This window comes from Gemmobacter nectariphilus DSM 15620 (genome assembly GCF_000429765.1).
In the GTDB taxonomy this organism is placed as follows: Bacteria; Pseudomonadota; Alphaproteobacteria; order Rhodobacterales; family Rhodobacteraceae; genus Wagnerdoeblera; species Wagnerdoeblera nectariphila.
Map to the genome: position 1 here is coordinate 193,217 of NZ_AUCM01000007.1, position 21,567 is coordinate 214,783.

A 21,567-nucleotide genomic window follows, 5' to 3' on the forward strand; every position below is an offset into this window, starting at 1 on the left:
TGGCTTCCGCTGCCTTGGTGGATCAGCATGAGGCCGGTGGTGCGGCCGGCTTCGGCGGCAAGTTGGAGCCGTCTGCCCACGGTCAGCGAGAGGGGTCTTGCGGGCTCGGCGATGACAAGGGCGACGGCGGGGCTGCGCAGGGCCTCTTCGGTGGCCCATAGCAGGTCAGTCTCGTCGCGGGCCTCGACCAGATGCAGGCGCTCGGCCAGGCCCTCGGGCAGCAGGCGATCCTGGTCATGGGCAAGGGCGATCCAGAAGATCGGCCCGGCCGTGCGCGCGGCCTGGAACAGGGCGAATGCGATGCGCCCCCGCCCCTCGGCCTCGTGGACACGGGCGCCCAGCAGCGTGAGGGGGTCCTCCGGTTTGGCAAGATGTCGGTCAGCGAGGATTTGCACGGGTCTGCTCGGCGGTAATGGTCAGCGCCTGGTCTGGCAAGGGGCGCCGCATCTGGAGGGCTTCGGCCGTGCCCGCGGTCAGCCATCGGCGCCCTGCCCCGCGCCGGATGATGGGCGCTGGCTGGCCCGGATGGATCGTGGCCAGCGGCGGCAGGTTTCTTGCGCTGTCGGCCAATGTCTTTTCCAGCACCGGGCGGAACAGCGCGCGCCGCGCATCCTGGCCCTTGGTTTGCGAATGGAAGTTGCTCATGGCGTGGTCCTGCGGCTGGCCTGGCAAGAACAATGGCAGAACAGAACCGATTCCCCAAGAGCGACCGTCAGCTTGCGCCCTGCCCGGCTGCGGCGGATGGCCATGCGGTCAGGGTTGCGCGCAAATAGGCATCGGGGTTCTGGATCGTCCCGGCGTTCCTTGCCATGCGGTCTTCCAGCTTGAGCAATTGCCAGATTCCCAGCCGTGCTGCGGCTCTGGCAAGAAGATCCTGGCTTATTCTCAGCATCCTTCCGAATTCGAAGGCGATGGCGGTGGTTTCCCTGGCGCTTTGCGGCTCGGTGTAGAAGGCGCTGACCTCGGTCAGGTCGGACCAGCGATGGCCGCTGGTTTCCCTTTCTTTTTTTGTCTTTGACTCTGGTTCTATGTGGCGGACAGACCGTCCGTCACAGGCGGTCGTCTTGTTGGTGTCGATGGGCGGGTCGGCAGGGATTTGCACGGCGGCCAGGGGGCTGGCTGCGGGTTCTTCGTGGTGGTGTGCGGTGTCCGCCGTGACGGGGTTTTCCACACTGGTCAGGCAGGGCAGGGGGCTTTCCTCGGGGGCTGGGACGGCCGCATGCTGCGCGATGACCGCGGTCAGGCGCGACAGGGCTGCGCGGGCCTCGATCAGGGTCAACGTCGTGCGGCGCACCAGATTGCGCAGCCCGTCGAGGAAGTCGGCAAGATCGCCATCCAGCTGCATGTCCAGACAGGCGGCCCGCAGCCGCAGGATTTGCGCGCGCAAGCCGCGCAGCTCGTCGGCCTCTTCGCGGCGGCGCTGCGCCAGCGTCAGCAGCTCATCGGCGCGGGCAAACAGCGGCGAGAGGTCCAGCCCGAAAGCGCCAACCGGCTTGCCGTCCTTCATCACGGGAAAGCGCTTGCCATTGGCGCTGTCGCGGCGCAGCAGCAGACCGGCCTTTTCCAGCGTCTCGAGATGGCGGCGCAGCTGGCGGTCGGTCAGGCCCTTGGCCCGAAAGCACAGCGTGTCGTTGCTCGCATAGACCGTGAGCAGGGTGGCCGGCGTCACCGGCGCCTCGCGTCCGTCCTGCGCCTGGCAGGGCAGGCAGCTGAGCAGGGCATCGAGGACAACGACCGCGCCTTGCCGCAGCCCGAGGTCGCGGCTGCAAGTGTTGACCGCGGCCATGATGTCGCGGCGCAGGATGGGGCGAAACACCGGCTGTTGGGTGATCGAACCCATTCCCGGCAGCGTGGACGCCCCGGCGACGGCGCAAATCCCTTGTGCCCCGGCCGCAAGGGCCGTGGATGTGATGTGAGTCATGGTGATTTAGGATGAAAAAGCATCCCCGTTCACCGACAGCGGTGTTGAAGCCGATTCGTTTTTGGGGTATCAATCAGGTGTCGAGACTGATTGAGGCCCTTCGAGAGCACCGCTTTCGGGGGGTCTTTACTTTTCCGGTCCCGTCCTCCTTTCTGCTCGTTTTTGTTGTCCTTGGACCGGCCGCTTCTTGACCGCGGTCAAGAAACGACACCATCCTTTGGTTGCTCTGGTTCTCTGACTTGACCGCGGTCAAGAAACTCTTCGATCAGGCCGCGAACAGCCTCTTCCAGTTGCGGCATAAGCGCCAGGTCAGCTTCGAGGGTCAGCCGGTTGCCCTTGCGGCTGATCTTGACCCGATCTGTCCGTTCAACCCTTGGTGCGGGCGCCGCACGCGGTGTCATTGCGGCGATCGCGGCCTCTAGCCGCTCGGGGCTTGTTGACTGCTTGGGCAGACGGTCTGCCAATGTCTGTCCAAGTCCCGGGTTTGCTTCGCACAGTTTTGACAATTTTTCCCAAACGCGCCGACCGGACCCATGGGCAGGGCCGATCGCGCGGATCAGGTCCATCGGGATCGCTGTTGCAATCCTGTTCATGCGCGAGACGAGCGATTCGTCGATCTGCAAGGCCCTGTAGGCAACCGTCTGAGCGTTCTTCCGGGCCTCTTCGGTCTTGCCCAGTTCAGCGATGATGCCCGCAACAAAGATTGCCCGCTCGATGAAGGACGGGTCCTGCCGGGCATTGTTCTCGACGCCCTGGGCAATCAGGGCCTCTTCGTCCGACATCTCCATGACCGTGGCCCGGACCTTCTGCCCAAGCGCGCGGCAAGCAAGAAGGCGCCGCCGGCCATAGACGATCTCGTAATTGCCGTTGGCCAGCTTTCGCACCAGAACGGCGACCTTCTGGCCATGCTCGCGGATCGAGTCGACAAGTTCTTCCAGCCCCTCCGACGGGTCCAGTCGATCCTGGACCGCGGACATGCGGATGAGGTTCGGGTCCAGCAGGCGGGTTGCGTGCTTGTCTTCTTCGATGACCGAGGCTTGCGCCCTTGCAACCGTCGGGCTGACACGGGCGGGCGGGCCTTCTGTCTCGACCTTGCCCGCGGAAGCGCCCTGGTTCATGGCCGCCTTGAGGGTCGATCCGAAAACCTTACGCGCCATTCGACCGCCCCCATGCCTTGCGAACCTCGCGCTCGATCTCGTCGGTCACCCGAGAGACGGATTCGATCGCGCGCTCATATGTCTTGCGGTTCACGTCCCTTGGCTCGACCTCGAAGATGCTTTGCTGCGTGTTCGCGGCGTCGCCGATGGCCGTGGATTTCAGGAATTCGGTTGGCAGGACGGAATCGCCCAGCACCGTCCGAAGCAGCGAGGCGATCTGCACCTGCGGCCCGTCCGTTGGCTCATAGCGGGTCAGCAGAACCCGGACAAAGTTCAGCCCATGCTCCGGGGCATGGGATTCGACCACCCCCATCAGGCTGCTGGCCATCTTCAGAAAGCTGGCCAGGGACATCACATCCAGCATCGAGGCATTGAGCGGGATCAGAACGCCCGTCGATGCAAAGATCGACGAAATGACTGAAAAGTTCAGCTGAGGCGGCGTGTCGATGATGACCAGGTCGTAGGTCTCAAGGACCGGCTCAAGCGCGTCCCGCAGCTGGGTGTGAAACGTCGTCGTGCCGTTGCGAAAGCTCAGCGCGACCTCGAACTCATATTCCATGATGTCCATCGAGGCCGGGATCAGGTCCACGGTCGGGAAATTGGTCTTCCTGATCACCTCCGAGGCGGGCAGGGGGGATTCGGCCCGTATCAGATCGTACGAGGTTGGCATGTCAGGTGCGAGTTCGGGCGTGATCCCGAACAGGTTCGTCAGGCTCGCCTGACTGTCGAGGTCGACCAGCAGCACCCGATAGCCGCGCAGGCCCATCAGCTGGCCCAGATGCGTGACGGTGGACGTCTTGGCAGACCCGCCTTTCAGGTTGAAGACGGTCAGAATCTGGCAGGGCTCACCCGCGATCCGGCGCGGATGTTCTTCGGGCCGGATCCGGCCGGTTTCCAGCAGCACACGCTGCGCCTCGACCAGATCCGAGGCGCTGAACGAGCGTCGATTTCCGCCTTCAAGAAGGCCCTCTGGAAATCCCTCCAGATTTGCCACATGATGGCGGAACGTGTTCTGGTTGATGCGCAGCAGTTCCGCCGCCTCTCGCATCGCAAAGCGCCGCAGCCCTTTCTGGGCGTCGGGGGGGAATGTCTCTTCGGCATGTTCACGCAAACGGTTCCCAAGCCGGCTGGACATGGTTTCGAACCGCTGAGACGCCTGTATCGCCCTCATTGCTGCCCTCGTTATGTTTTGTTTTTCTTACATTAACAGTTATTCAGCACAGATCCAGACAAAACCGTTGAGGCCGCCTAACCTGTTGACGCTGCGCTTTTCTGGTGAATGAAAAGACAGATAAATCATAGTGTTACGCATCAATCTTTAGTGACAACATCAACTTGTGGCGTGGGCATGGTGTTCTACCGCTAAATCTGCAGATCAATCACGACCGTGTTGCAGGGCGGCGACTTGCGAATCTGGTTCAATCCATGTGCGGCGCGACCTGCCTCTGATCGTTTCACCTTGCCATGGCCCGAGCCCATGGGTTGCCTGGGCCCGTAGCCAAAGGCCGAACCATCTCTCGTTGACCGACGCTCCCCGCTGCGGAAAGGCTGATTGCGCTGGCCCTTTGCACGTTAGCCCGAAGGGCAGGCATGAGAGAGGCGGGCCAAGATTGCTTGTCGATGCCGATGATAAGACATGAGGATGTCTCGAAAGCTCGGGGTTTTCAGTTGTTACGGCAGGGTTCCAAGGACATGGTAGTCCAATGGAGCGCCGGGGGTCATCATGGGCGTTCACAAGCAAAGCGTCAGCTTTACCGAAGCCGCCTTCGATCATGTGCAGGCGTTGGTTGCAGCCGGCGAATACCCGAATGTCAGTGCCGCCGTCTCGGGCGAGCTCGCAAGGGCGCGGGCGGCGCGGCTGCGCGATCAGGCTTTGCTCGAGGCCGAGGTTCAGCGACGTCTGGCACTTCCGCCTGATCAGTGGCAAGCGATGGACAGCCCGGCCGAGATCACTGCCGAAGCGCGCGACTGGCTCGCACGGCGTTGATGCGCCTTCGCCGTCATCCGCTCGTGGCGCAGGATCTGCGCGCAATGGCCGAACATGCCTACACCGTCAGCGGCGATGTCGATGCCGCCCTGCGACGACTGGATCAGGCCGAAGCGTTGCTCGCAGACATTCTTGCGCAACCTGCAGTGGGGGCACGCCTTGGCGGGCCGCTTGCGGGCTGGCAGGTGCGCCATGGCGGGGCAGGGCGTGCCCTGACGGTGGTCTACCGGGTCGACGACGCCTGGGTCTCGGTCGTTCTGGTTGCCTTTGGCGGGCAGGACTGGCTGACTCGCAGTTCAGGTCGGAACGCATTATCCGAGTGGTGAAGGCGACCTGGCGTGTCCTGCCGGGACGCGCCGTGAGGGCCAGATCGTTCCCAAGGCTGCAGCACGTGTCGCCATAGGACGTCGGTCCACCCAACTGTGAACGCAAGCATCCGGCGTCCGATGAAGCGGCTGCGGCGAAAACCCCAGGGTCTGCCGCGTGTAGCGGTCATGCGCACCAGCGCCCGCGAAAGGGCAAGCGTACTGATCGGCGGCCGACTGCATTGCGCGCCCCTTTCGCCTAGACTATACTCCTGATCTGTGCGGATGAATTGGGGGTGTTCGATGAGCCGTATCAAGGTAAATCTGACGCTGGATGCCGAAGTGGCCGAGATGGCCCGCGCGCTCGGTCTCAACATGTCGCGTCTTGCTGAAAAGGCGATTGCCGAAGCAACCAAGGCAGAACGCAACCGGCTGTGGCGCGAAGAGAACCGGGCGGCGAACGCGGCCTATGCCGAGGAACTGGCCCGCGAGGGGTTGCCCCTTGCCGCGTTTCGCACCTTCTGAAAGTCGGGCGATATGGCGCAGTTTGACGTGTTTCGCTTGAAAGGCGGCATGCTGGTCGTTGACCTGCAAACCGATCTGATCGGAATCGAGGCCTCGCGGATCGTTGCGCCCCTGCGCGAGGAAGGGCGTTATGCGGCGTTTCCTGGCCTGACCCCCAAGGTCGAGATCGAGGGTGAGACGTGGATCGTCCGGGTGCAGGAACTTGCTGCTGTTCCGGGCGCGGAGCTGCGCGATCTGGTCGCAAGCCTCGCTGCTGAGCGTGATGCGCTGAAACGAGCACTGGACATCCTGATCGACGGGGTCTGATCGCGGCAACAGCCGCTTGATGCCGTGCTGATTCTTCATATCCGATAATGCAATCTTATTGGATATTATAAGAGATGTTCGTGTGGCGTGCATAATAGACGAATAATGCTCACAGAAGCTCCTTGAAGCATGTGAAGTTGAATATCAGCCCGTTTGAAGAGATCAGGCGGAGCAGGTGAGCGGGGTCTGCCCAAGGATGACATTGACGAGTGGCGGGATGCGATTGACTGCTGCGGCGAGACCGCGCCGATCACCCGATGTTGGCGGAAAAGGAGATGCCGAGCCTCGGGTTGGTTTCAGCAGGGAAGCCCGGGCCAGCGTGGGCCCGCTGCCAACCTGACGCGGACGTCTGCCTCACATTCACGCCCAGAGGCAGGACAAGGGGGCTGCGACCAGACGCTCCCCGAATGGAACGACGTCCGCGCTGTCGTAGAGCACGACACCAAAGGCAAAGCGGTCGCCGCAAGCATCGGCCAAAGCCCGAAGGCCGCCAAAGTCACCGGACTTCACCGTAGCGCTTGCCTTTACCTCGATACCGACGACCATTCCGTCGTCCCGCTCCAGCACGATGTCAACTTCGCGCATCTGACCATCTCGGAAATGATAGGGGCTGAGCCGCAATTCGGAAGCGGTCATCAGCTTCATGACCTCGGCGAAGACGAAGCTCTCCAGCAAGGTGCCGAATGTGCCACGATCTGCCTGAACGCGCTCGAAGGTCAGACCGCGCACGGCGGCGAGAAGACCGGAATCGAGAAAATGCAGCTTTGGCGTCTTGACGATGCGTTTCAGCGCATTGGTGAACCAGGGCTGCAGCGTCGTGACCAGGAAAACCTGCTCAAGCAGGCCAACATAGCGCTGCCCCGTCTTGTGCGTGACATTGATGGCGGCCCCGAACTGGGAATAGTTCACCAGCTGACCGGCATGCTCCGCCAGCAGCCGGACAAACTTCGGCAGTTCGGTCAGTTTTTCGACGTCTGCGATATCCCTGAGATCGCGCGTCAGGATCGAGGTGAGATAGGCTCGCGCCCAGTCCTGCCGCCGCCGCTCGCTCTCGCGGCCGATCGCCTCCGGGTAGCCGCCGCGAAGCACCAGCCTGACAAGATCCGCGCCAAGAATCGGGTGATCACAGTGCAGCGGCTTGCCGTCGAACATTTTCTCCAGGAAAGTCGGCGTCCTGCCCTCGATCTCGGCCTGAGCCAATGGCAACATGCGGATGGTCTCCATCCGCCCTGCAAGGCTGTCGGCCACGCGGGGCAGTGTCAGAACATTGGCAGAGCCGGTCAACAGGAAGCGCCCCGGGCGGTAGTCATCATCGACGGATTTCTTGATCGCCAGCAGCAGGTCGGGAGCGCGCTGGATCTCGTCGATGATTGCAATATCAAGGCCACGAATGAAGCCCACAGGATCTGTCCGGGCCGCCTCCAGAACAGTCTGATCATCGAGGGTGATGTAGCTGCGCCCGACCTCACTCATCTTGCGAACCAGCGTGGTCTTGCCGGCGCGCCGTGGTCCGACGATGAGCACCACCGGTGTATCGGCCAGCACCTCTTCCACACGCTGCGTAACGAACCGCTCGTACATGCTGGTTTCCAATCCTTGATGATTGGGAATAGTATGCATGCCGATTGGGAGTCAATGACCTGATATCTGGGAGCGCCCAAGATATCCCGTGCAGCGAGGTCCAGCACGGCCATGACCTGGAGCCAGCCTTCCGCAGTCCAGCTCCATGTGAAGTCGGCCGGCCACTTCTGGGTCGGTCGGTCGGCCTGTCCGCCACGCGTTCGAGGGTCTCTTCGTAGTCAAAGGGTTCGCTGGCCTCCAGCGTGCAGATCACCCTACCATTGCCGCGCTGCATTGATCGCTTCCGCGATCTGGCGCGAGAGGTTGGTCGAAACGACGGCATTCAACCTGCGGCGTCCTCTCCGCTGCATGAGGGCGCGCCTCCGGCGGGCATAGGCGTCGATGACGAAGGCGACATAGACAAACCCCTTCCAGGTAGCGACATAGGTAAAATCGCTGACCCAAAGCATGTTCGGCGCAGGCACCCTGAACTGGCGGTTTACTTTGTCCAGCGGATATCGCGCGTCAATCTGGATGAGATTCTACGTCGCGGTGTCGCTGACGGTATCAGCCTGATTGTCGCTGGCAAGGGCGTTGTCGCGGTTTGATTGACGCTCCGCGACAATCTGGGGCATGTTGTTGATTGTCGCGAATGAGGCTGGCCGACCGCGGTATCGCTTTGCTTCCATTGACAATCCACTGCCCACCTTGATCTGGAACACCGATGCCGTCTGATGTCCTCGGACGATCACCTTGCGCCACGCCCGATCCGCATCAGACGGCGCTTGCCCGGACGGGGGATTTCCTGCGCGCGGTGGCCAGTCGGGTCGGAGGCGGCGCTGGAATTACGGTCTGGCGGCGCAGGATATCGTAGCAGCCCTCTTTGGTCGCCGGCACAGGCTCGATCCGCCAGCCAGAAGCGGCAAGGGCTCGCATGGCGCGCCGAACGCTGGCGTGGCGCTTGCGCTGGGTGGCGCCCCCGGCTGCTGACCCCTTGGCATAGGGAATGGCGGCCACTGCGTTCACCCCATAGCGGACCGGTGTGGTGCGCCTTTCGCGGATCCGCGAACTGAACACGGCATGCAGGATCTGCCCGGCCGGGTCCTTGATCTGGCGCAGTGTCTCGAGGCAGACCCTGACATATTGTCCCTTGAGCGATGGCAGGATGGACTTGCTCAACCACGGGCCAAGGGTGATCAGAACGCGGTTACTGTCCCGCTCGCTGAGGAAACTGATCAGCTGCGCGGCCCCGATCAAGTTGTCGGTGTCGGCGTCGAACACCGTGACCCGCACCTTTGCCAGTTCTTGCAGACGCTGGCGCACGCGGGCCAGGTTGCTTCCTGCCGTGGTCATTCCGGCTTCGCGGGTCAGAGTGGCCAGCGGGCCGGTCCAATTGCCAGTGATCAGCTGGCAGGCCTCGAACTCCGGGTTCAGCCGTGCCCGACCGGCCTGGAATCCCTCCTGGGATGGAGCGGCGCTGACTGGTTGCTGCGACATTGCCGCCAGGGCGCACAGGGCGAGCAACACGCGCAGCGCGACATGGTCGAGCGCGTACGGCGCCTCATATTGGTAGCGCCGGGCGCCATGTCTATGCTTCACCAGAAACGTCGCCTTTTCCTTTTCTGCCCCGCGCGGACGCAGGCAGAAGAGGCCGGTTTCCATGGTCACCGGATCGATCCGGGCAAATCGTGTCAGCACCATTGGCTCACTCCCAGACAGCATTGTCATTTGCGGCTGTCGGCGCGGCCAGGGCGGCCCGGGACCCCCTTGCCTTGCTGGTGGGCAGCGCCTGCGGCGCGGGGAACGGCGCCCCGCGCAGGACGCCGTTTTCGCCACGATGAAGCCAGCTGGTCGCGCGGGGCGCGCAATAGTTCGCCTTGGTCAGGTCGAGCCGGACCCAGGATTTCATCTCCACGTCCGAGGTGATCTGGAAATCCCGGGCCTCATCGCGCGACAGCATGGACAGATTGAACTGACAGCGAGCATTGTCGGTGATCGCCGAGGACCCCCGCGAGGCGGATTGCGCCTGTCCGCCCCCGGATGTCGCCGAGGACTTGGTAGCATGATGCACGATCAGTGCCGCACAGCCGTAGCGGCCGCAGATCCGCTCGACAACCGACAGGACGAACCCCATGTCGGCCGCCGTATTTTCATTGGCACTGCCGAGGCAGCGGTTCAGTGTGTCGATGACGATCAGACGGGGCTTTTCCGGCATGGCCTCGATGCACTCTTCCAGCTCGCGCACGGCCTCCGTTTCCGCCAGCCCGTCTGGCGATTGCTGGGCGAGGCTGAATCGGCGGCCATGGCTGACATGCAGGCGCAGGCGCGCGCAGACGGCTGCCTGGTCCTCTGGCGACAGCTCTTTGCCGATGTCATGGAGCCGCCGCTCGAGGACATCCCGGGTATCCTCGGCCGCAACGATCAGGACCGGGCCTCGCATGATCGGGGTCGCAGCCCCTCCGCTACCCCAGATGGCGAACAGATCGCGCCCTGCGGCAATGCTCATGGCCGTCTGCAGCATCAGCATGCTCTTGCCGATCCCGCCGGGGGCGACCAGCACACCGACGGTGCCGGAGACCAGACCCGGCAGGGTCCAGTCCAGCGGCGGGGGCTCGGTGCAAAAGGCGGCGGCAATGTCGATCGCGCGACCGAGCGAGGGATAGGTTTTCTCCGAGGCGGAGGGGTAGACTGAAACGGTCATGAAAGGCTCCTTTGAAATCGTTTCGCAATCAATGGTCTGATGAGATTCAGCGCAGTTCGGCCTGCGGCAGCAGGGGCGCTGCGGCGGGTGCCGGGAGGCTGCGATGGCGATGCTTGTGTGCACGATCCGCCTGATGCAGGTTCCGGGCATCGCAACACGCAGAAGGGCGATTACGCGGCGGTGCCGGGGGCTGCATTTCCGTCAAGGGCTGCGCCGCCAGCCGGAAGACTTCCAGAACCTCGCGTTTGCCGCGCTTGTGCCTGCGAACATAACGCAGATCGCCATTCCGCATTTTACGGTAGTGTGCCTCCACCCAGTGCTCAACCGGGGGACGACGGCATTCAACCTGCGGCGTCCTCTCCGCAGCAGGAGGGCGCGCCTCGCCCTTCAGGCGACGGACAGTATCCTCCATGGGGAGCGGGCCCATCTGCGTGATCGGCCGGCCAAAACAATCGAGGTCGATCACCTTCACGGCCGGCCGAACACGGCGGGCCTTCCCGCCGCGCCGCGCGGCGGCCCAGACGACCTCGCGCATGGTCGCTTCAGCCGTCTTGCACGCACGATCATTCGCCCAGTTTGCGGCGGAAAGCAGCGGGACTTGTCCTTTCAGCGCTTGCATCAGCCGCAAGGACGCGCGCGCGCAATCAAGGGAATGCTGCTCGTTGAACGTCCGAATGATATCTTCGTCCTTCGGCCCAGGCCAGCGCCGGTGCGCCAGCGGAATCTGGGGTTCCATGCCGCGCAAACGTTCCAGAATGATCGAGAGGCTGTGCCAGGAACACGCATGTGCCATAATGGACGTCGGCAGATCGTCCTCACAGGTGATGTCGAACATCGCCAGGGTCCAGATCGGCTCCGCAAAGACCACGATCAGCCTGACCGTGTTCGTGGCCGTCTTCAGCCAGAAGGTATATTTGCCGCTCCCCTCGAACCGTTGGATCATGTCCATGAGCCTTGCCCCGCCTTTCTTCAGGAAAGTTCCATCAAGCAGCGTCTCGGGGCCTGCGTGATCGATCTGGGGCAGTTGCTCATGGAGGGTCTCGAAGCTCACAGCCGGCAGAATATGGCGGACATCTGCGCGGACAATCCCGCTCAGAATGTTCTGCGCCATTTTGGGCACCGACTGACCATGATCTGCCGCAGGCAGGATGCGGGAAATGGTTTGCGTGTGGATCATGTCCAGCATATTCGAGATGATGGTTTCGGTTTTCATGCGAATTTCCTTTCTCAAAGCATGAAGTTGATAATGGCCTTCCTGCGGGCGCCAAAATGGCGCCCGGGATAATCGATATGGAAATCTGACGTGAATGACCCTGGCCCGGGCTCAAAAGACATCAACCCAGGACATGCATCGCATGCGGATCAAGCCAGACTTCAAATTTTGATTGGCACCAAGAGATGAGACCGAAGCCTCTGGTACGCGCACAGATTGATCAGGAGAACAGTCTTAGTGACTGCAGGCCTGGGTCATATCTGTATTATAGCGCGCATGATTGTTCCTCTTTGGTGTAGAAGGGATACTATGACCAAGAGAGGGGTTCAAGTGTTTTTTTGAGGGAGGGCGGTTTTTTGCAATTGACAATACCTCGAGGCGGAATCTCGGCCCGCACAGGGGATATTTCCGTCGCCTTGGATCCGGGTCGTCGCAGGCGTACGCATGGTCGCGGATCGCGTATTTCAGGGGCCGGATCACGTACTGCCGGTTGCGAGCATCATCCGGCAATTCACTGAAAACGCAAGGGAAAAACGCTTCTCGCGACGCGCCACTAACAGATACGACAGTATACTACGCAGCCCCGCGACCGCAGGGGCCAGCGACGACTCACAAGGCCCACCCCCACCGCGTGGCCACCGCTACCGCTGCCTAGGTTGTGTCGGCCCCATCCGCCCGGCCCTGCGGCAGATCGGGTGGCGTGAGCGGCTCGATCGGCAGGACATCGTAGTCGGAGGCCTCGAAGTCGCTCACCTCATCGGGGCTTCCGGCCGCCTCCAGGCTTGCGTCCTTTGGCACCCGCACCTCGCGCGGCGCGCCCCCGCAGAGCGCGGCGGCGACATTGGCAAGCAGTTCGATTCCCGCGAAGGTCAACTTGGGAATGTGCGCCCGCGCATCTTGCGGATTGCTGGCGAGGACGACCAGTCGCCGCTGGTCTGAGCCCTGGTCAGCCGGAACCGCCCCGGCATGGCTCAGTACCGCCAGATGGCGCGGCAGGTTCGAAATCCCCAGCGATCGGGCAATCTCCGCGGTCCGCTGACCGTCGAAGGCAAATTTTTCCCGGTCCTCGGCGATCTTAAGCAGGACAGCGAAGGTTCCCAGCGTGATGCCGGGCAAGTGCTGCAAGGCAATGGCAAGGGCGGGCAGCACACGTTCGGCCAGATACTCACGGTCGGTCCGGGAGGCCGCAGGGGCACGTTGCACAGCACTCTCTGGTCCCGGGGCGAAGATCGCCGCGATCTCAAGACCCTCGGGCCGGCAGAGCACCAGCACCTGACGCCGGTCGGCGCCAGGAATCCGACCGAGAAGACCGAGCCCCTGTCGCGACCCGCGCCCCTCCGACAGCTGGCCGACCATCAGGGCGGTCTGCTTGTAGGTCTGACCGGCCTGCTCGGCCAGGTCGGCAATGGTCATGGGTTTCCCGGCGGCCGCCACCAGCAGGAGATTGCGCAGCGCCGAGAGGGTCAGAGTCGGAACCCTGGCGCGGACGTTGTAACAAGCCTCGCAGAAGGCCTTGAACTCGGGCCCTTCGAAATCAGGAGAAAATGCCGGCGAGAAAAAGAAGATGAAAGCGCACCCCCCTGCGCCTGAGGCGCACAACAGACAGGGAAAGACTGAAAACATCATAGGCCCAGCCCCTTTCTGCGTCAAAGCCGGAAGCTGGCGGCAGATCCGTCTGGCCATCATGATGGTGTCGTCAAGCGGGCTGTGCCCCGCCCCGCCGGGTCGGTGGTATCGCACCGCATTTTCCGGATGGGTCCCGCAATCTTGCGATCGTCCGGCAAGCCTGGCGGCCCTCGCGGCACCGGGTACCTGAGCCGCATTTTTTCGGCTCTCCTCGGCCGATCCAGCCTGCTGCAAGGGCAGGGCCGAAGTAGTCCGAAACGGCACTGCCAGATCAGATGAGGGAGGTAGCATGACGTGATCTCCGATTGATTATTTGCAAAATGCAATTTACCATAATTACAGGATATTTAAAAAATCGTCAGGATATTGCAATTAGCCATTGACGCGATCAATTGAATCAATTACCTATACGATTGTCGCTTATATAGGAGACATTTCAAATGAACCATGATAGAAAAATCATCAAGGCTGCCGAGCAGTATTTCTGCACATATGCCATCGAGGGCTCGTGGGAAGCCGCAGAGATCACCCGCGAAGCAATGCTGGATGGGACCTTGCAGCTTCAGTCCATGCTGAAGGCTGATGCCAGTGCCAATCCCGAGGCATGGAAAAAGCTCGAGAAGCATGCGAAGGTGGCCGAGGCAGCGGTGTTTGCAGCGGCAGAGCGTGCGCAATACGCCGAGGCTTTTGCCCAGGAGGCTCTGCGGGCGGCACAGGAAGCCCAGGCCCTGGTCGAAGCCTATGTCAGGACAAGGCTCGACCTCGGCCTTCCGCTCGCGGCGTAAAAGGCGACACTGGAAAAACACGAAGGGGCAGGATCACCTGCCCCTTTCCTTTTACCCACCCCCAACCAAGGCTCTGGCCCACTGATGAGCGACAACCAAGTTGGCTGTCAGCGTCAACCGAGATGGCCGGTGGCCCCAGGCGGATGGAGGGCGTAGCCCGACCGTAGGCTGGGGCCACCGGCGTAGCTCTCTTCCGGGGAGCAGGTGCTGGCCGCTGCGGGCCGGTAGGGTCGATGGTCTCTGCGACCAAGCGGAGATCCGACCATGCCGGGCAAACCCGTCACCGACCGGCAAGTGAGAGTCTACAAGACTGATCGTCTCCATTGCAGCCAGCGTGTCGCTGCCGCCCCTGTGGGTTTCGGCGAACGCACCGCCCGCCGGATCGAGGCCGATCCGCGCCTTCCCTCCCAACGCAAGCCCGCCCGTGGCCGTACCGTGTTTGTGCCACGACCTTCCCCGTTGCGGCGGCCCTTGCCGTAATTGCCAATTCTTGATCGCCCGGACTTGAAATTCCCGAATGATCTTTAACAGATTCTTTCGATATCCCGAGCAATTTAGGCGCGGTGAATAATTCATATTGATTGCCGACAAATTCCATGCGATATGTAATTCGTATTCAAGAGAAGGAGAATTTCAATGAATGCAAATCTTTGCCAAGTCACGTATTCGCAGAGCCGATACGAACCAATGACGACGGTTGTCCTGCATAAGGATTTTGGGGAGTGGGGCGCAATCGAGGACGGCCTGGATCCGGTGTTCGATGCTGCGGTCCAACGCCTGATGACGGCGGATGCCAATCAGATCCTCGTCACCCTTGCCTATACTCTGGGTGACGATGAAGTTCATATCGGGCGCGGGTTGCAGATCGCCGAGCTTTCGGAGATTCAGACCTTTACGGATGAACAGTTCGCCAATATGAAATTCTGGGGATACGCGACGACATTGGAAAAGTATGCACTCAAGTGCCATGATACTGTAATCTATAGTGACCACAGGAAACAGGCATATGATGTGATGGGGACCCAATTGCGCTCGCACATCTCGCTGCCAAAACTGCTCGCGCTGATGGAAAAGGAGAAAAAATTGGCCAAGACGGCAGCAAGCGTTCAGGGCGTGTCTGGCTGATTTCTCCGAAAGCGCTTCTGCGACGATGATCCTTTCGTCGCAGAAGCGCGGGACCGCAGGGTCATGTCCTGACTGCCTCTGGCCGAGATCCGGTCATGGTCGACATTTGGCCGGGTCAGATGACGATGGTGGTCTCATGTGCTGCAACTTACCTGCAATATTTTCCACCGGGTTCTCCTCCTGCTGCAAGCCGCGCGCGATTGTTGCCGTCCGTCAGATCATGAAGGCATAGCCCTCAATGGGTCACATCGGGTATCGGCGCATTCAACGCATCGGCCAGCTGACGGATTCGGCGCAGGCTGAGCCCTTCGGGCCTGGCGACCATGCGTTCGATGAAGTCGCGGCAGCGCGCCCGGCCTTGCTCGTCCTCGCAATCCGCAGTCAGTTCGTCGAAGTGCGCAATGGCATCCACGGCGGTCAGCTTCTCCAGGATGAACAACCGCGCACGATCCCGCAGCGGTGCCGGGATATCTGCCGGTTCGTTCGCGGTCATGATCCAGCAGACGCGCGATAGATTGAACGGAATCCGATAGAACGGGCATTCGAAATGCCGTGCGCTGGACGACTCCAGCAGCTGCAGCAACGATGTTGTCAAGCTCGTCGATGCGCCGCTCGTGCTGTAGGCCGTCCCGGCCTTGTCGACCTCATCCACCACCATCACGGGGTTCGCGACTCTTGTCGCCAGGATCGTCTCGACCGGGATCCCGGGCTGTTCGCTTCCCCATCCCTTCTCGGTGCCCGAGATCCGGAAGCCGGCGGTGCCGCCGCCGACATCGATCATCCGGGCGGGTAGGCCTGCAAGCTCAGCCAGCCGTCGCGCATAGTGGGATTTCCCGATCCCGGGCGGCCCGATCAGAATGAAGGGCGGAATGGCAAACCCGTGGCCCCCGGCCGCCAGATGGCGCAGCATCTGCTGCATGATCCAGGTCGACACCTCGCGCATCCAGCCGCTTTCGGCATGCAGCCGGGCCACAAGTTCGTAGACTGCGTCCGAGGTTGTGGGTCCCAAGAGCTGCGCACCTGATCGCGCAAGCTCGATGATTGGCGCGCGCTGATCGCGTTTCAGCGACTGCAGGCCCGCCTTGCGCAACAACCGGTTGTGGACCGCCTCGGCCCGGCGCCGGATCCGACGCTCCGCGTTGAAATCCGGCTGACGCGTGGCATCCTTGCCATGCCGTCTCGTCAGCAAATCCTGCCGGAATTTGGTAAAGCGCGCCTCGATCTGCTCCACCGACGGGACCGAAACGCTGCGCGGAACAACCGCCATCTGGCCCTTCGGCAGATCAGCCATGCGGGTTCCGCCTTTGGTTCAAGCGACCTGGGCTCTCTGCGGCGACATCGGCCGGTTGCTTGCGAGGCCCCATACATGCGTCCCTCATTCCAGTTTCTCCAAGTCGATCAGGCCGCTGCGCACCCGTGCCCGCAACGTGGGCGGCGTCAGCTCGAAGTCATAACCAAGGGAGACATTGCGCAGCAGCGTGCCTCCGGGTGCCCGGGTCTCGGCTGGCCGATGTGTATGGCCGAAAAGCCAGGCTGCGGGGCGGAAGCGGTCGATCAGATCGTCGAGGTTTGACGCGAAGCACGGCGACAGCGAGGTGATCCCCCCTGCAACCGTGGCAGATGGCGCATGATGCGTTACGACAATCGTCTTGCCGGGCCACGGCCTGGCAAGCTCGGTCTCCAGCCACGCCCTTTGTTGCTCATGGACCGCCACGGTATGCAGCGGCCGCAGCGGCCGTTCTGGCCATCCGACCACGATGCTGCGATAGCCATAATCCGGCATCATCTGCCGGGCTCGCCACAGCGATTGCCGGACACCTTCCTCGCCGAACTCCTCTGCGAACAGCCGCATGTCGGTCCAGAGCGTGGTCATCAAGACCCGGGTATCGCCCAGGACCAAGGCCTGGCACTGTCCAAATCCACATCCGACAGCTTCGCAGACCAGCTCCAGATCGCCATCGGCGGTGCCGAGATTGCCGCCGTAATAGTCGTGGTTGCCCGGCAGGACATGGATCTTTTCCGGTGGACAGATGGCCGCAAGCCAGTTGAGCGCTGCTTCCCAGTGCGCGACACCGCTCTCGGTCAGATCGCCGGCGATGATCAGCGCGTCGGCCTGGCGCGCGGCTGTGCGAATGGCTGCGGCAAGGGGCTCGCGGGCGGCAGAGGAAGGATAGTCGTCAAGATGTAGGTCGGCGAGAACGAGGAGTTTCAAAAGGCTGCTCCGGGATGGCAAACTGGGGTCTGGCGGTCCGGCGTTCGGCAGCCGGACCGGTTGCAAGGGGGGGCGTGGTGGAGGGCCATGTGCGGGCCTGATGTGGTCCCCGGTCAGTTTGCAGGTTGCCCTGTCACATCAAGTGCCGAACCGACTTCAGTCGGCGAGGGCGAGAAGATATTCGAGCCGGCCGGTGATCACCTGCGCGTCCGGGGCGTCCGGCGTGACGTCGTAGCCCCGGCAGACCAGACCAAAGCTCAGCTGGTAGACGGCACGGACATGGAAGTCCGACAGCCATTCGGTGATGCCCGGGACGCCGTAGTAGAGCAGGTCTTCGACGAGGTACCAGATGTCGTCCTTGCTGATCGCAGTACCGTCCGCATCAAGGGGGCCAGGGCCGGTGTAAATCTGGTCGGCATAACGTCCTCCGATCAGGGATTCGTGCAACGAATTGCGCAGGGTCCAGCTCATCTTGTGGTAAAGGTCCATACCCTCCATCCGCGACAGAATGCCTTCCGCAAGCACCAATCCATCCATGCCCAGCAGGCATTCGGTAACTATTGTCGTCACCAGCCATCTGATGCCCGCACAGGCCCGGAGCGTAATATCGGGTTGCAGAAGAGTGTCCGGGTTTCCGGCATACTCATGGCTGAAGCGTTCAAAAATCTCTTTTGCCTCCTGATCGACGGGATCAAGTTCATCAGCCCCATGATCTCTCCGATACAGCGCCCAGATAAATGCGAGATGATCACTCGTGTTGCCAAGCGTGGCCCGGTTGTACAGCCAGTCGATGATCGCGATCTCGGTGGTTGTCAGGTTATTGATGTGTCTCTGCATTGCGGCAGGCCTTTCGGTGATTTGCACAAGACCTACCGGGTCTGAATTGCATCCGGAGCCCGGGGGTGCAAAACTTCGGGCCACCTGTGGTACATTTGCGACGCTTCGGAATTGCACCGCCACCGGTGGAGACTTGCAAATGTGCAGCCAATTCCGGACGTGAACCTATTGCTAGCCGTGGCGCCGGATCGGGGCTGGAAGATTATCCCGGCCTGCATGTCGGGACAGAAAGGCGGCGGGAAACTGGCGAAGAACTTCGCCAGACCGGGACGCCGATCTGACATCTTGCGGTGCTTGCCGTTTTGCCTCTTTGCCACGACAGGCTGAGAGTCCTTCACGGCGGTGATCACAGGCCTCCGCGCGTGACGGAAACCTTATCGCTAGCGGTAGGTTGGTTGCGGCGGGACCGCGATGGCGCGAGCGAGCGCCACGATGCCGGTTTCCAGCTCGATTTCGGAGCGGAGGGGATCAAGGATTTGCGCCTCGTCGGGCAGCAGATCAACGACCAGAGAAATCAGCGCCAGCCGCTGCAGGCGCTCGAGGCCCAGCTTGCGGAACATTCCCAGCACCAGCTCGGCTGCGACCCGCCACCATTCTACCAGTTCTGCCAGGCTCGCCTGAACGCGCTCCGCCAGGGCTGCGGCCTTGAGGGCCTCCTGCCAGTCAGACTGCCGCTTTTGCAATCTGCTAAGCTCGTCCCGCAGCTTTGCGAGCGCCGTACCATGCTCCATCCGGATGTCCTGGACCGCAGCGCGCAGCGAGGGCTGCCGGACAAAAGGATCCGCCTGCGGGTCCCTGCCCGCCTTCTGCACGGCGCCCCGGCATTCCAAGGTGGCGGTCCGTATCCGGGCCGTCGTGGGCGAGAGAAGATCGCCGATATCGTCGGAAATCAGCTGCCGGGTTGTCGCCAGTACAGACTCTGCCTCGCGCAGGCCTTCCTCGCGGGCTGTTCGCTGAAGGGCGTCTTTGCGCGCAGAAAGCTCTGCAGTTTCGGCCCGCAATGCCGCGTTCCGGCGCTCTTCGATGCTGGCGCGACCGCGCTCGTGGAAGGCCGAAGTTTCGGCGATCATCTGCTGTGTGCGCGCCTGGCCCGCTGCGCCCATCAGGTTTCGGGCAAGGGCTTCAGCCGTCTTGCGCAGCATCTCGAGCTCCAACGCCCGTTGTTCTCCCTCCTCGATCCGGCGATCCAGATCGCCGATCTGCGCCTCTCGCGTAGCAATATCCATCGCCTGATACCGGTGCAGCTGCGCGACCGTGCGGTGCCGGGCACCGGTGATCGCCTTTGGTGTCCCGCGCTCGATCCCGGGCACGTGACGGGCCGCGATCTCGCTGGCGATATCCTGCAGGCGCGAGGCGACGGCCGGGGTCATCACTTCGCTCATCCTTAACCCATCCGCCCGCCGCGCGGGCATCTGGAAATGCGCATGCGGGGCCGCCTCGTCTCGATGGACCGCCAGTGCGGTCAACTCGTTGCCCAGCTGCGCACAGATCGCTTCGGCGATTTCGCGGTACATGGCGTCTTGTTGCTCTATGGCTAGCGATAGAACGTCCGCCTGGACCAGATGGCCGAAGGTGATGATGCCACCGGTCATGACGGCTACAGTCTTCATCTTCGCCGCGCGCTGCGGCTGCGTCAGCGCGCGGCGGGTCAGCATCAAGTCGCGGTACTCAACCGCTGAGGGACCTGGAGCGCAGGTATTGAGATGCGAGCGCGCAGAATCGACATAGTCTGGCTGAGGGCCCACGCGGGCATCGTGCAGGATCTGGAACCTCGTTCGATCCGTGTTGTAGTGCTCAAGACGGACAGAAATGCCCTTCGGATTGCTCCCGGAAATTTGCTTCTTGTGTTCAGTCATTTCAAATTCCTGTCCCCTTGAATTTCTATTCTCGTGCGCAATCATATAACCTACTAGCCGTAGACTATTCGAAAGGCGCAACTCTTACTTTTTGGTTGAAATCAGAAGCACCCGTCAAGAATAAGGTGGTAGAAAAATTCACCAAAGCAAGAGCGGGAAGGATGTTTTTGAAACATTTTGACTTGAGTTATTCCGGCTTGGATTCATCTCAGATTATTAACGCCGCGTTAAAGGTCGTGAGATGAATTCGAAATAAAAACATACAAGGCCTGAATCGCTATTGCTTTTCGTGAAGCTGAGACAATTTGCAATATGCATTGCGCGAAAGGATAGATCATGAATGCACATGTTTCCGAAGACGGGGGCGCAAATGACCATAGCGGCCCGATCATAGAAATCAGGCTGCGCGAGGACTTCTTGAGCCACGACGCACAGTGCGAGGCCGATATGGCAAGCCGCATCTTCGACAAGACGATCCGCCGGTTCGAGATGGCCGACGTCAGACATCTGATCGCAGTCTTCGTCTATGCCCAGGACAGCGAGGGCCGCGATCCGGAAATCACCATCGCGACGCTGGACGAGATCCGGGAAATCTCTGGCGTAAGACCGGCCGGGATGCACTACCTCGGTTATGCTGCGATGTTCGACGCCGACGCCAGGGAGTACTTTGCAGATTGCGGCGGTGATTACAGAGCCATAGCCCTTCAGGAACTCGCCGATGAACTCCGGTCCATCATCTCACCTGAGGAAAGCGCCACGCCGGCGCCGCGTTGAAGATGAAGATGAGAGTGTTAGGGCTTCTGTGTATGGCTGATTGGGTCCATGCTTCCTGAGAGGAGTAGTGACGATGACGATAGGTGATGTCGTCGAGTATGATCAGGTCGAACTTGGCGGGCTTGGCGAGGGCGGCTTCGAGTTCCAGGCCGCGTGGCGCGGCTTGGAACTCGATGGTGCCGGTGTAGAGGACGCGCCTGCCAGCCTCGATCAGGGCATGGCCGACGGCGCACCGCAGGTGAGTCTTGCCCGCGCCCGAGTTGCCGATGGCGATGAGGTTGGCGCCGGTCTCGACCCAATCCACTGCAGCCAGCGCATACCCCGGACCCGCGTCACCCCGGGCATGGCCTTGAAAGTCGAGGGTGGCCAATGTCTTGCCGCCAGGAAGCCGGGACTGCTGGAGGTGGCGCGCCTCGCGCTCGGCCAGTTCGGGTTCAGCGAGGGTGGCAAGGAAGCGGGAGGCAGGCCAACCCTCTGCGTCTGCGCGTTCGACCAGTGCCTGTCAATGGCGCTGGAAGCTAGGCAGGCGCAGTGCGTTGAGCATGGTGGACAGCGCGTGGATATCCACGGGGCAGGGAGTGGCAGGGGCGGTCATGCGCAGTCCGAAGCCGTCCAGTTCAGTCAGTGCAACGGGCGTGTCGTCCGAGAGAGTCCGCTGTGGAGGAGCCAGTCGTTCC

The 21,567-nt window shown here is 61.8% G+C and carries 21 protein-coding genes and 2 pseudogenes; 7 read left to right on the plus strand and 16 right to left on the minus strand.

Translation table 11 applies throughout. The annotated features are described in order from the left end of the window. The 5 genes and pseudogenes from G481_RS23340 to repA form a co-directional block, all read right to left on the minus strand. A pseudogene (locus G481_RS23340) lies at positions 1-395 on the minus strand (ImuA family protein); the annotation flags it as partial. Then, entirely contained in the window at positions 379-645 is a 267-nt protein-coding gene (locus G481_RS0109020) for a hypothetical protein (RefSeq protein WP_028029667.1), read from the minus strand. The pseudogene G481_RS23340 and the gene G481_RS0109020, both read right to left, overlap by 17 nt. Positions 646-712: 67 nt before the next feature. Then, entirely contained in the window at positions 713-1,840 is a 1,128-nt protein-coding gene (locus G481_RS23345) for a helix-turn-helix domain-containing protein (protein WP_051294416.1), read from the minus strand. 278 nt (positions 1,841-2,118) lie between these two features. Then, positions 2,119-3,078: a plasmid partitioning protein RepB gene (gene repB, locus G481_RS25090; protein WP_051294417.1), complete on the minus strand. Its 960-nt coding sequence runs from the start codon at positions 3,076-3,078 to the stop codon at positions 2,119-2,121. Then, positions 3,068-4,249, minus strand: a complete 1,182-nt coding sequence (gene repA, locus G481_RS0109035) for a plasmid partitioning protein RepA (protein ID WP_084450774.1) — start codon at positions 4,247-4,249, stop codon at positions 3,068-3,070. Before repA ends, repB begins: the two co-directional genes overlap by 11 nt. Positions 4,250-4,801: 552 nt before the next feature. On the opposite strand from repA, the gene G481_RS0109045 reads away from it, so the two are divergent. From G481_RS0109045 to G481_RS0109060, 4 genes are all read left to right on the plus strand, one after another. Then, positions 4,802-5,065: a hypothetical protein gene (locus G481_RS0109045; protein ID WP_028029748.1), complete on the plus strand. Its 264-nt coding sequence runs from the start codon at positions 4,802-4,804 to the stop codon at positions 5,063-5,065. 44 nt (positions 5,066-5,109) lie between these two features. Then, entirely contained in the window at positions 5,110-5,391 is a 282-nt protein-coding gene (locus G481_RS0109050; RefSeq protein ID WP_051294419.1) for a type II toxin-antitoxin system RelE/ParE family toxin, read from the plus strand. A 282-nt stretch (positions 5,392-5,673) separates the two neighbouring features. Continuing rightward, positions 5,674-5,895, plus strand: coding sequence for a type II toxin-antitoxin system CcdA family antitoxin (locus G481_RS0109055; RefSeq protein ID WP_028029750.1), 222 nt, complete (start codon positions 5,674-5,676; stop codon positions 5,893-5,895). A gap of 12 nt (positions 5,896-5,907) precedes the next feature. Then, a complete protein-coding gene (locus G481_RS0109060; RefSeq protein ID WP_028029751.1) occupies positions 5,908-6,201 on the plus strand; it encodes a CcdB family protein in 294 nt (97 codons plus the stop codon). Between the two features lie 360 nt (positions 6,202-6,561). On the opposite strand, the gene G481_RS0109065 is transcribed toward G481_RS0109060, so the two are convergent. From G481_RS0109065 to G481_RS0109090, 6 genes and pseudogenes are all read right to left on the minus strand, one after another. Beyond that, positions 6,562-7,782, minus strand: a complete 1,221-nt coding sequence (locus G481_RS0109065) for an ATP-binding protein (protein ID WP_028029752.1) — start codon at positions 7,780-7,782, stop codon at positions 6,562-6,564. A 254-nt stretch (positions 7,783-8,036) separates the two neighbouring features. Continuing rightward, a pseudogene (locus tag G481_RS27025) lies at positions 8,037-8,276 on the minus strand (DDE-type integrase/transposase/recombinase); the annotation flags it as partial. A 259-nt stretch (positions 8,277-8,535) separates the two neighbouring features. After that, positions 8,536-9,462, minus strand: a complete 927-nt coding sequence (repC, locus tag G481_RS0109075) for a replication protein C, IncQ-type (protein WP_028029754.1) — start codon at positions 9,460-9,462, stop codon at positions 8,536-8,538. Positions 9,463-9,466: 4 nt separating this feature from the next. Continuing rightward, on the minus strand, positions 9,467-10,462 hold the full coding sequence (locus G481_RS23355) for a helicase RepA family protein (RefSeq protein ID WP_051294420.1): 996 nt from the start codon (positions 10,460-10,462) through the stop codon (positions 9,467-9,469). A 46-nt stretch (positions 10,463-10,508) separates the two neighbouring features. Beyond that, positions 10,509-11,675: a hypothetical protein gene (locus tag G481_RS0109085; RefSeq protein ID WP_028029755.1), complete on the minus strand. Its 1,167-nt coding sequence runs from the start codon at positions 11,673-11,675 to the stop codon at positions 10,509-10,511. 651 nt (positions 11,676-12,326) lie between these two features. Beyond that, positions 12,327-13,301 (minus strand): hypothetical protein, encoded by a 975-nt coding sequence (locus G481_RS0109090; RefSeq protein WP_028029756.1) that lies wholly within the window; start codon positions 13,299-13,301, stop codon positions 12,327-12,329. A 440-nt stretch (positions 13,302-13,741) separates the two neighbouring features. Here G481_RS0109090 and G481_RS0109095 point away from each other — a divergent pair, with 440 nt between their 5' ends. Both G481_RS0109095 and G481_RS0109100 read left to right on the plus strand, forming a co-directional pair. After that, positions 13,742-14,086 (plus strand): hypothetical protein, encoded by a 345-nt coding sequence (locus G481_RS0109095; protein WP_028029757.1) that lies wholly within the window; start codon positions 13,742-13,744, stop codon positions 14,084-14,086. 636 nt (positions 14,087-14,722) lie between these two features. Then, positions 14,723-15,211, plus strand: coding sequence for a hypothetical protein (locus tag G481_RS0109100; protein WP_028029758.1), 489 nt, complete (start codon positions 14,723-14,725; stop codon positions 15,209-15,211). A 235-nt stretch (positions 15,212-15,446) separates the two neighbouring features. Here the strand turns inward: G481_RS0109100 and G481_RS25095 are convergent, their stop codons facing one another. The 4 genes from G481_RS25095 to G481_RS0109120 all read right to left on the minus strand — a co-directional run bounded on the left by G481_RS25095 (position 15,447) and on the right by G481_RS0109120 (position 20,116). Further along, entirely contained in the window at positions 15,447-16,502 is a 1,056-nt protein-coding gene (locus tag G481_RS25095) for an AAA family ATPase (protein WP_051294421.1), read from the minus strand. Between the two features lie 84 nt (positions 16,503-16,586). Then, complete coding sequence (locus G481_RS23365; RefSeq protein WP_051294422.1) at positions 16,587-17,423, minus strand: metallophosphoesterase family protein; 837 nt, start codon at positions 17,421-17,423, stop codon at positions 16,587-16,589. 156 nt (positions 17,424-17,579) lie between these two features. Further along, a complete protein-coding gene (locus G481_RS0109115; protein ID WP_028029759.1) occupies positions 17,580-18,260 on the minus strand; it encodes a hypothetical protein in 681 nt (226 codons plus the stop codon). 380 nt (positions 18,261-18,640) lie between these two features. Then, positions 18,641-20,116: a plasmid recombination protein gene (locus G481_RS0109120; protein ID WP_028029760.1), complete on the minus strand. Its 1,476-nt coding sequence runs from the start codon at positions 20,114-20,116 to the stop codon at positions 18,641-18,643. 336 nt (positions 20,117-20,452) lie between these two features. Here G481_RS0109120 and G481_RS0109125 point away from each other — a divergent pair, with 336 nt between their 5' ends. Continuing rightward, positions 20,453-20,890: a hypothetical protein gene (locus G481_RS0109125; protein ID WP_028029761.1), complete on the plus strand. Its 438-nt coding sequence runs from the start codon at positions 20,453-20,455 to the stop codon at positions 20,888-20,890. On the opposite strand, the gene G481_RS26965 is transcribed toward G481_RS0109125, so the two are convergent. Next, complete coding sequence (locus tag G481_RS26965; RefSeq protein WP_084450785.1) at positions 20,850-21,386, minus strand: ATP-binding protein; 537 nt, start codon at positions 21,384-21,386, stop codon at positions 20,850-20,852. The genes G481_RS0109125 and G481_RS26965 overlap by 41 nt on opposite strands. Between the last annotated feature and the right edge of the window lie 181 nt (positions 21,387-21,567).

What these genes read in the sequence shown, in the direction of transcription:
- G481_RS0109020 (WP_028029667.1), bottom strand. Translation starts at nt 645, where the DNA reads ATGAGCAACTTCCATTCGCAAACCAAGGGCCAGGATGCGCGGCGCGCG.
- G481_RS23345 (WP_051294416.1), bottom strand. Translation starts at nt 1,840, where the DNA reads ATGGGTTCGATCACCCAACAGCCGGTGTTTCGCCCCATCCTGCGCCGC.
- repB (WP_051294417.1), bottom strand. Translation starts at nt 3,078, where the DNA reads ATGGCGCGTAAGGTTTTCGGATCGACCCTCAAGGCGGCCATGAACCAG.
- repA (WP_084450774.1), bottom strand. Translation starts at nt 4,249, where the DNA reads ATGAGGGCGATACAGGCGTCTCAGCGGTTCGAAACCATGTCCAGCCGG.
- G481_RS0109045 (WP_028029748.1), top strand. Translation starts at nt 4,802, where the DNA reads ATGGGCGTTCACAAGCAAAGCGTCAGCTTTACCGAAGCCGCCTTCGAT.
- G481_RS0109050 (WP_051294419.1), top strand. Translation starts at nt 5,110, where the DNA reads ATGGCCGAACATGCCTACACCGTCAGCGGCGATGTCGATGCCGCCCTG.
- G481_RS0109055 (WP_028029750.1), top strand. Translation starts at nt 5,674, where the DNA reads ATGAGCCGTATCAAGGTAAATCTGACGCTGGATGCCGAAGTGGCCGAG.
- G481_RS0109060 (WP_028029751.1), top strand. Translation starts at nt 5,908, where the DNA reads ATGGCGCAGTTTGACGTGTTTCGCTTGAAAGGCGGCATGCTGGTCGTT.
- G481_RS0109065 (WP_028029752.1), bottom strand. Translation starts at nt 7,782, where the DNA reads ATGTACGAGCGGTTCGTTACGCAGCGTGTGGAAGAGGTGCTGGCCGAT.
- repC (WP_028029754.1), bottom strand. Translation starts at nt 9,462, where the DNA reads ATGGTGCTGACACGATTTGCCCGGATCGATCCGGTGACCATGGAAACC.
- G481_RS23355 (WP_051294420.1), bottom strand. Translation starts at nt 10,462, where the DNA reads ATGACCGTTTCAGTCTACCCCTCCGCCTCGGAGAAAACCTATCCCTCG.
- G481_RS0109085 (WP_028029755.1), bottom strand. Translation starts at nt 11,675, where the DNA reads ATGAAAACCGAAACCATCATCTCGAATATGCTGGACATGATCCACACG.
- G481_RS0109090 (WP_028029756.1), bottom strand. Translation starts at nt 13,301, where the DNA reads ATGATGTTTTCAGTCTTTCCCTGTCTGTTGTGCGCCTCAGGCGCAGGG.
- G481_RS0109095 (WP_028029757.1), top strand. Translation starts at nt 13,742, where the DNA reads ATGAACCATGATAGAAAAATCATCAAGGCTGCCGAGCAGTATTTCTGC.
- G481_RS0109100 (WP_028029758.1), top strand. Translation starts at nt 14,723, where the DNA reads ATGAATGCAAATCTTTGCCAAGTCACGTATTCGCAGAGCCGATACGAA.
- G481_RS25095 (WP_051294421.1), bottom strand. Translation starts at nt 16,502, where the DNA reads ATGGCTGATCTGCCGAAGGGCCAGATGGCGGTTGTTCCGCGCAGCGTT.
- G481_RS0109115 (WP_028029759.1), bottom strand. Translation starts at nt 18,260, where the DNA reads ATGCAGAGACACATCAATAACCTGACAACCACCGAGATCGCGATCATC.
- G481_RS0109120 (WP_028029760.1), bottom strand. Translation starts at nt 20,116, where the DNA reads ATGACTGAACACAAGAAGCAAATTTCCGGGAGCAATCCGAAGGGCATT.
- G481_RS0109125 (WP_028029761.1), top strand. Translation starts at nt 20,453, where the DNA reads ATGAATGCACATGTTTCCGAAGACGGGGGCGCAAATGACCATAGCGGC.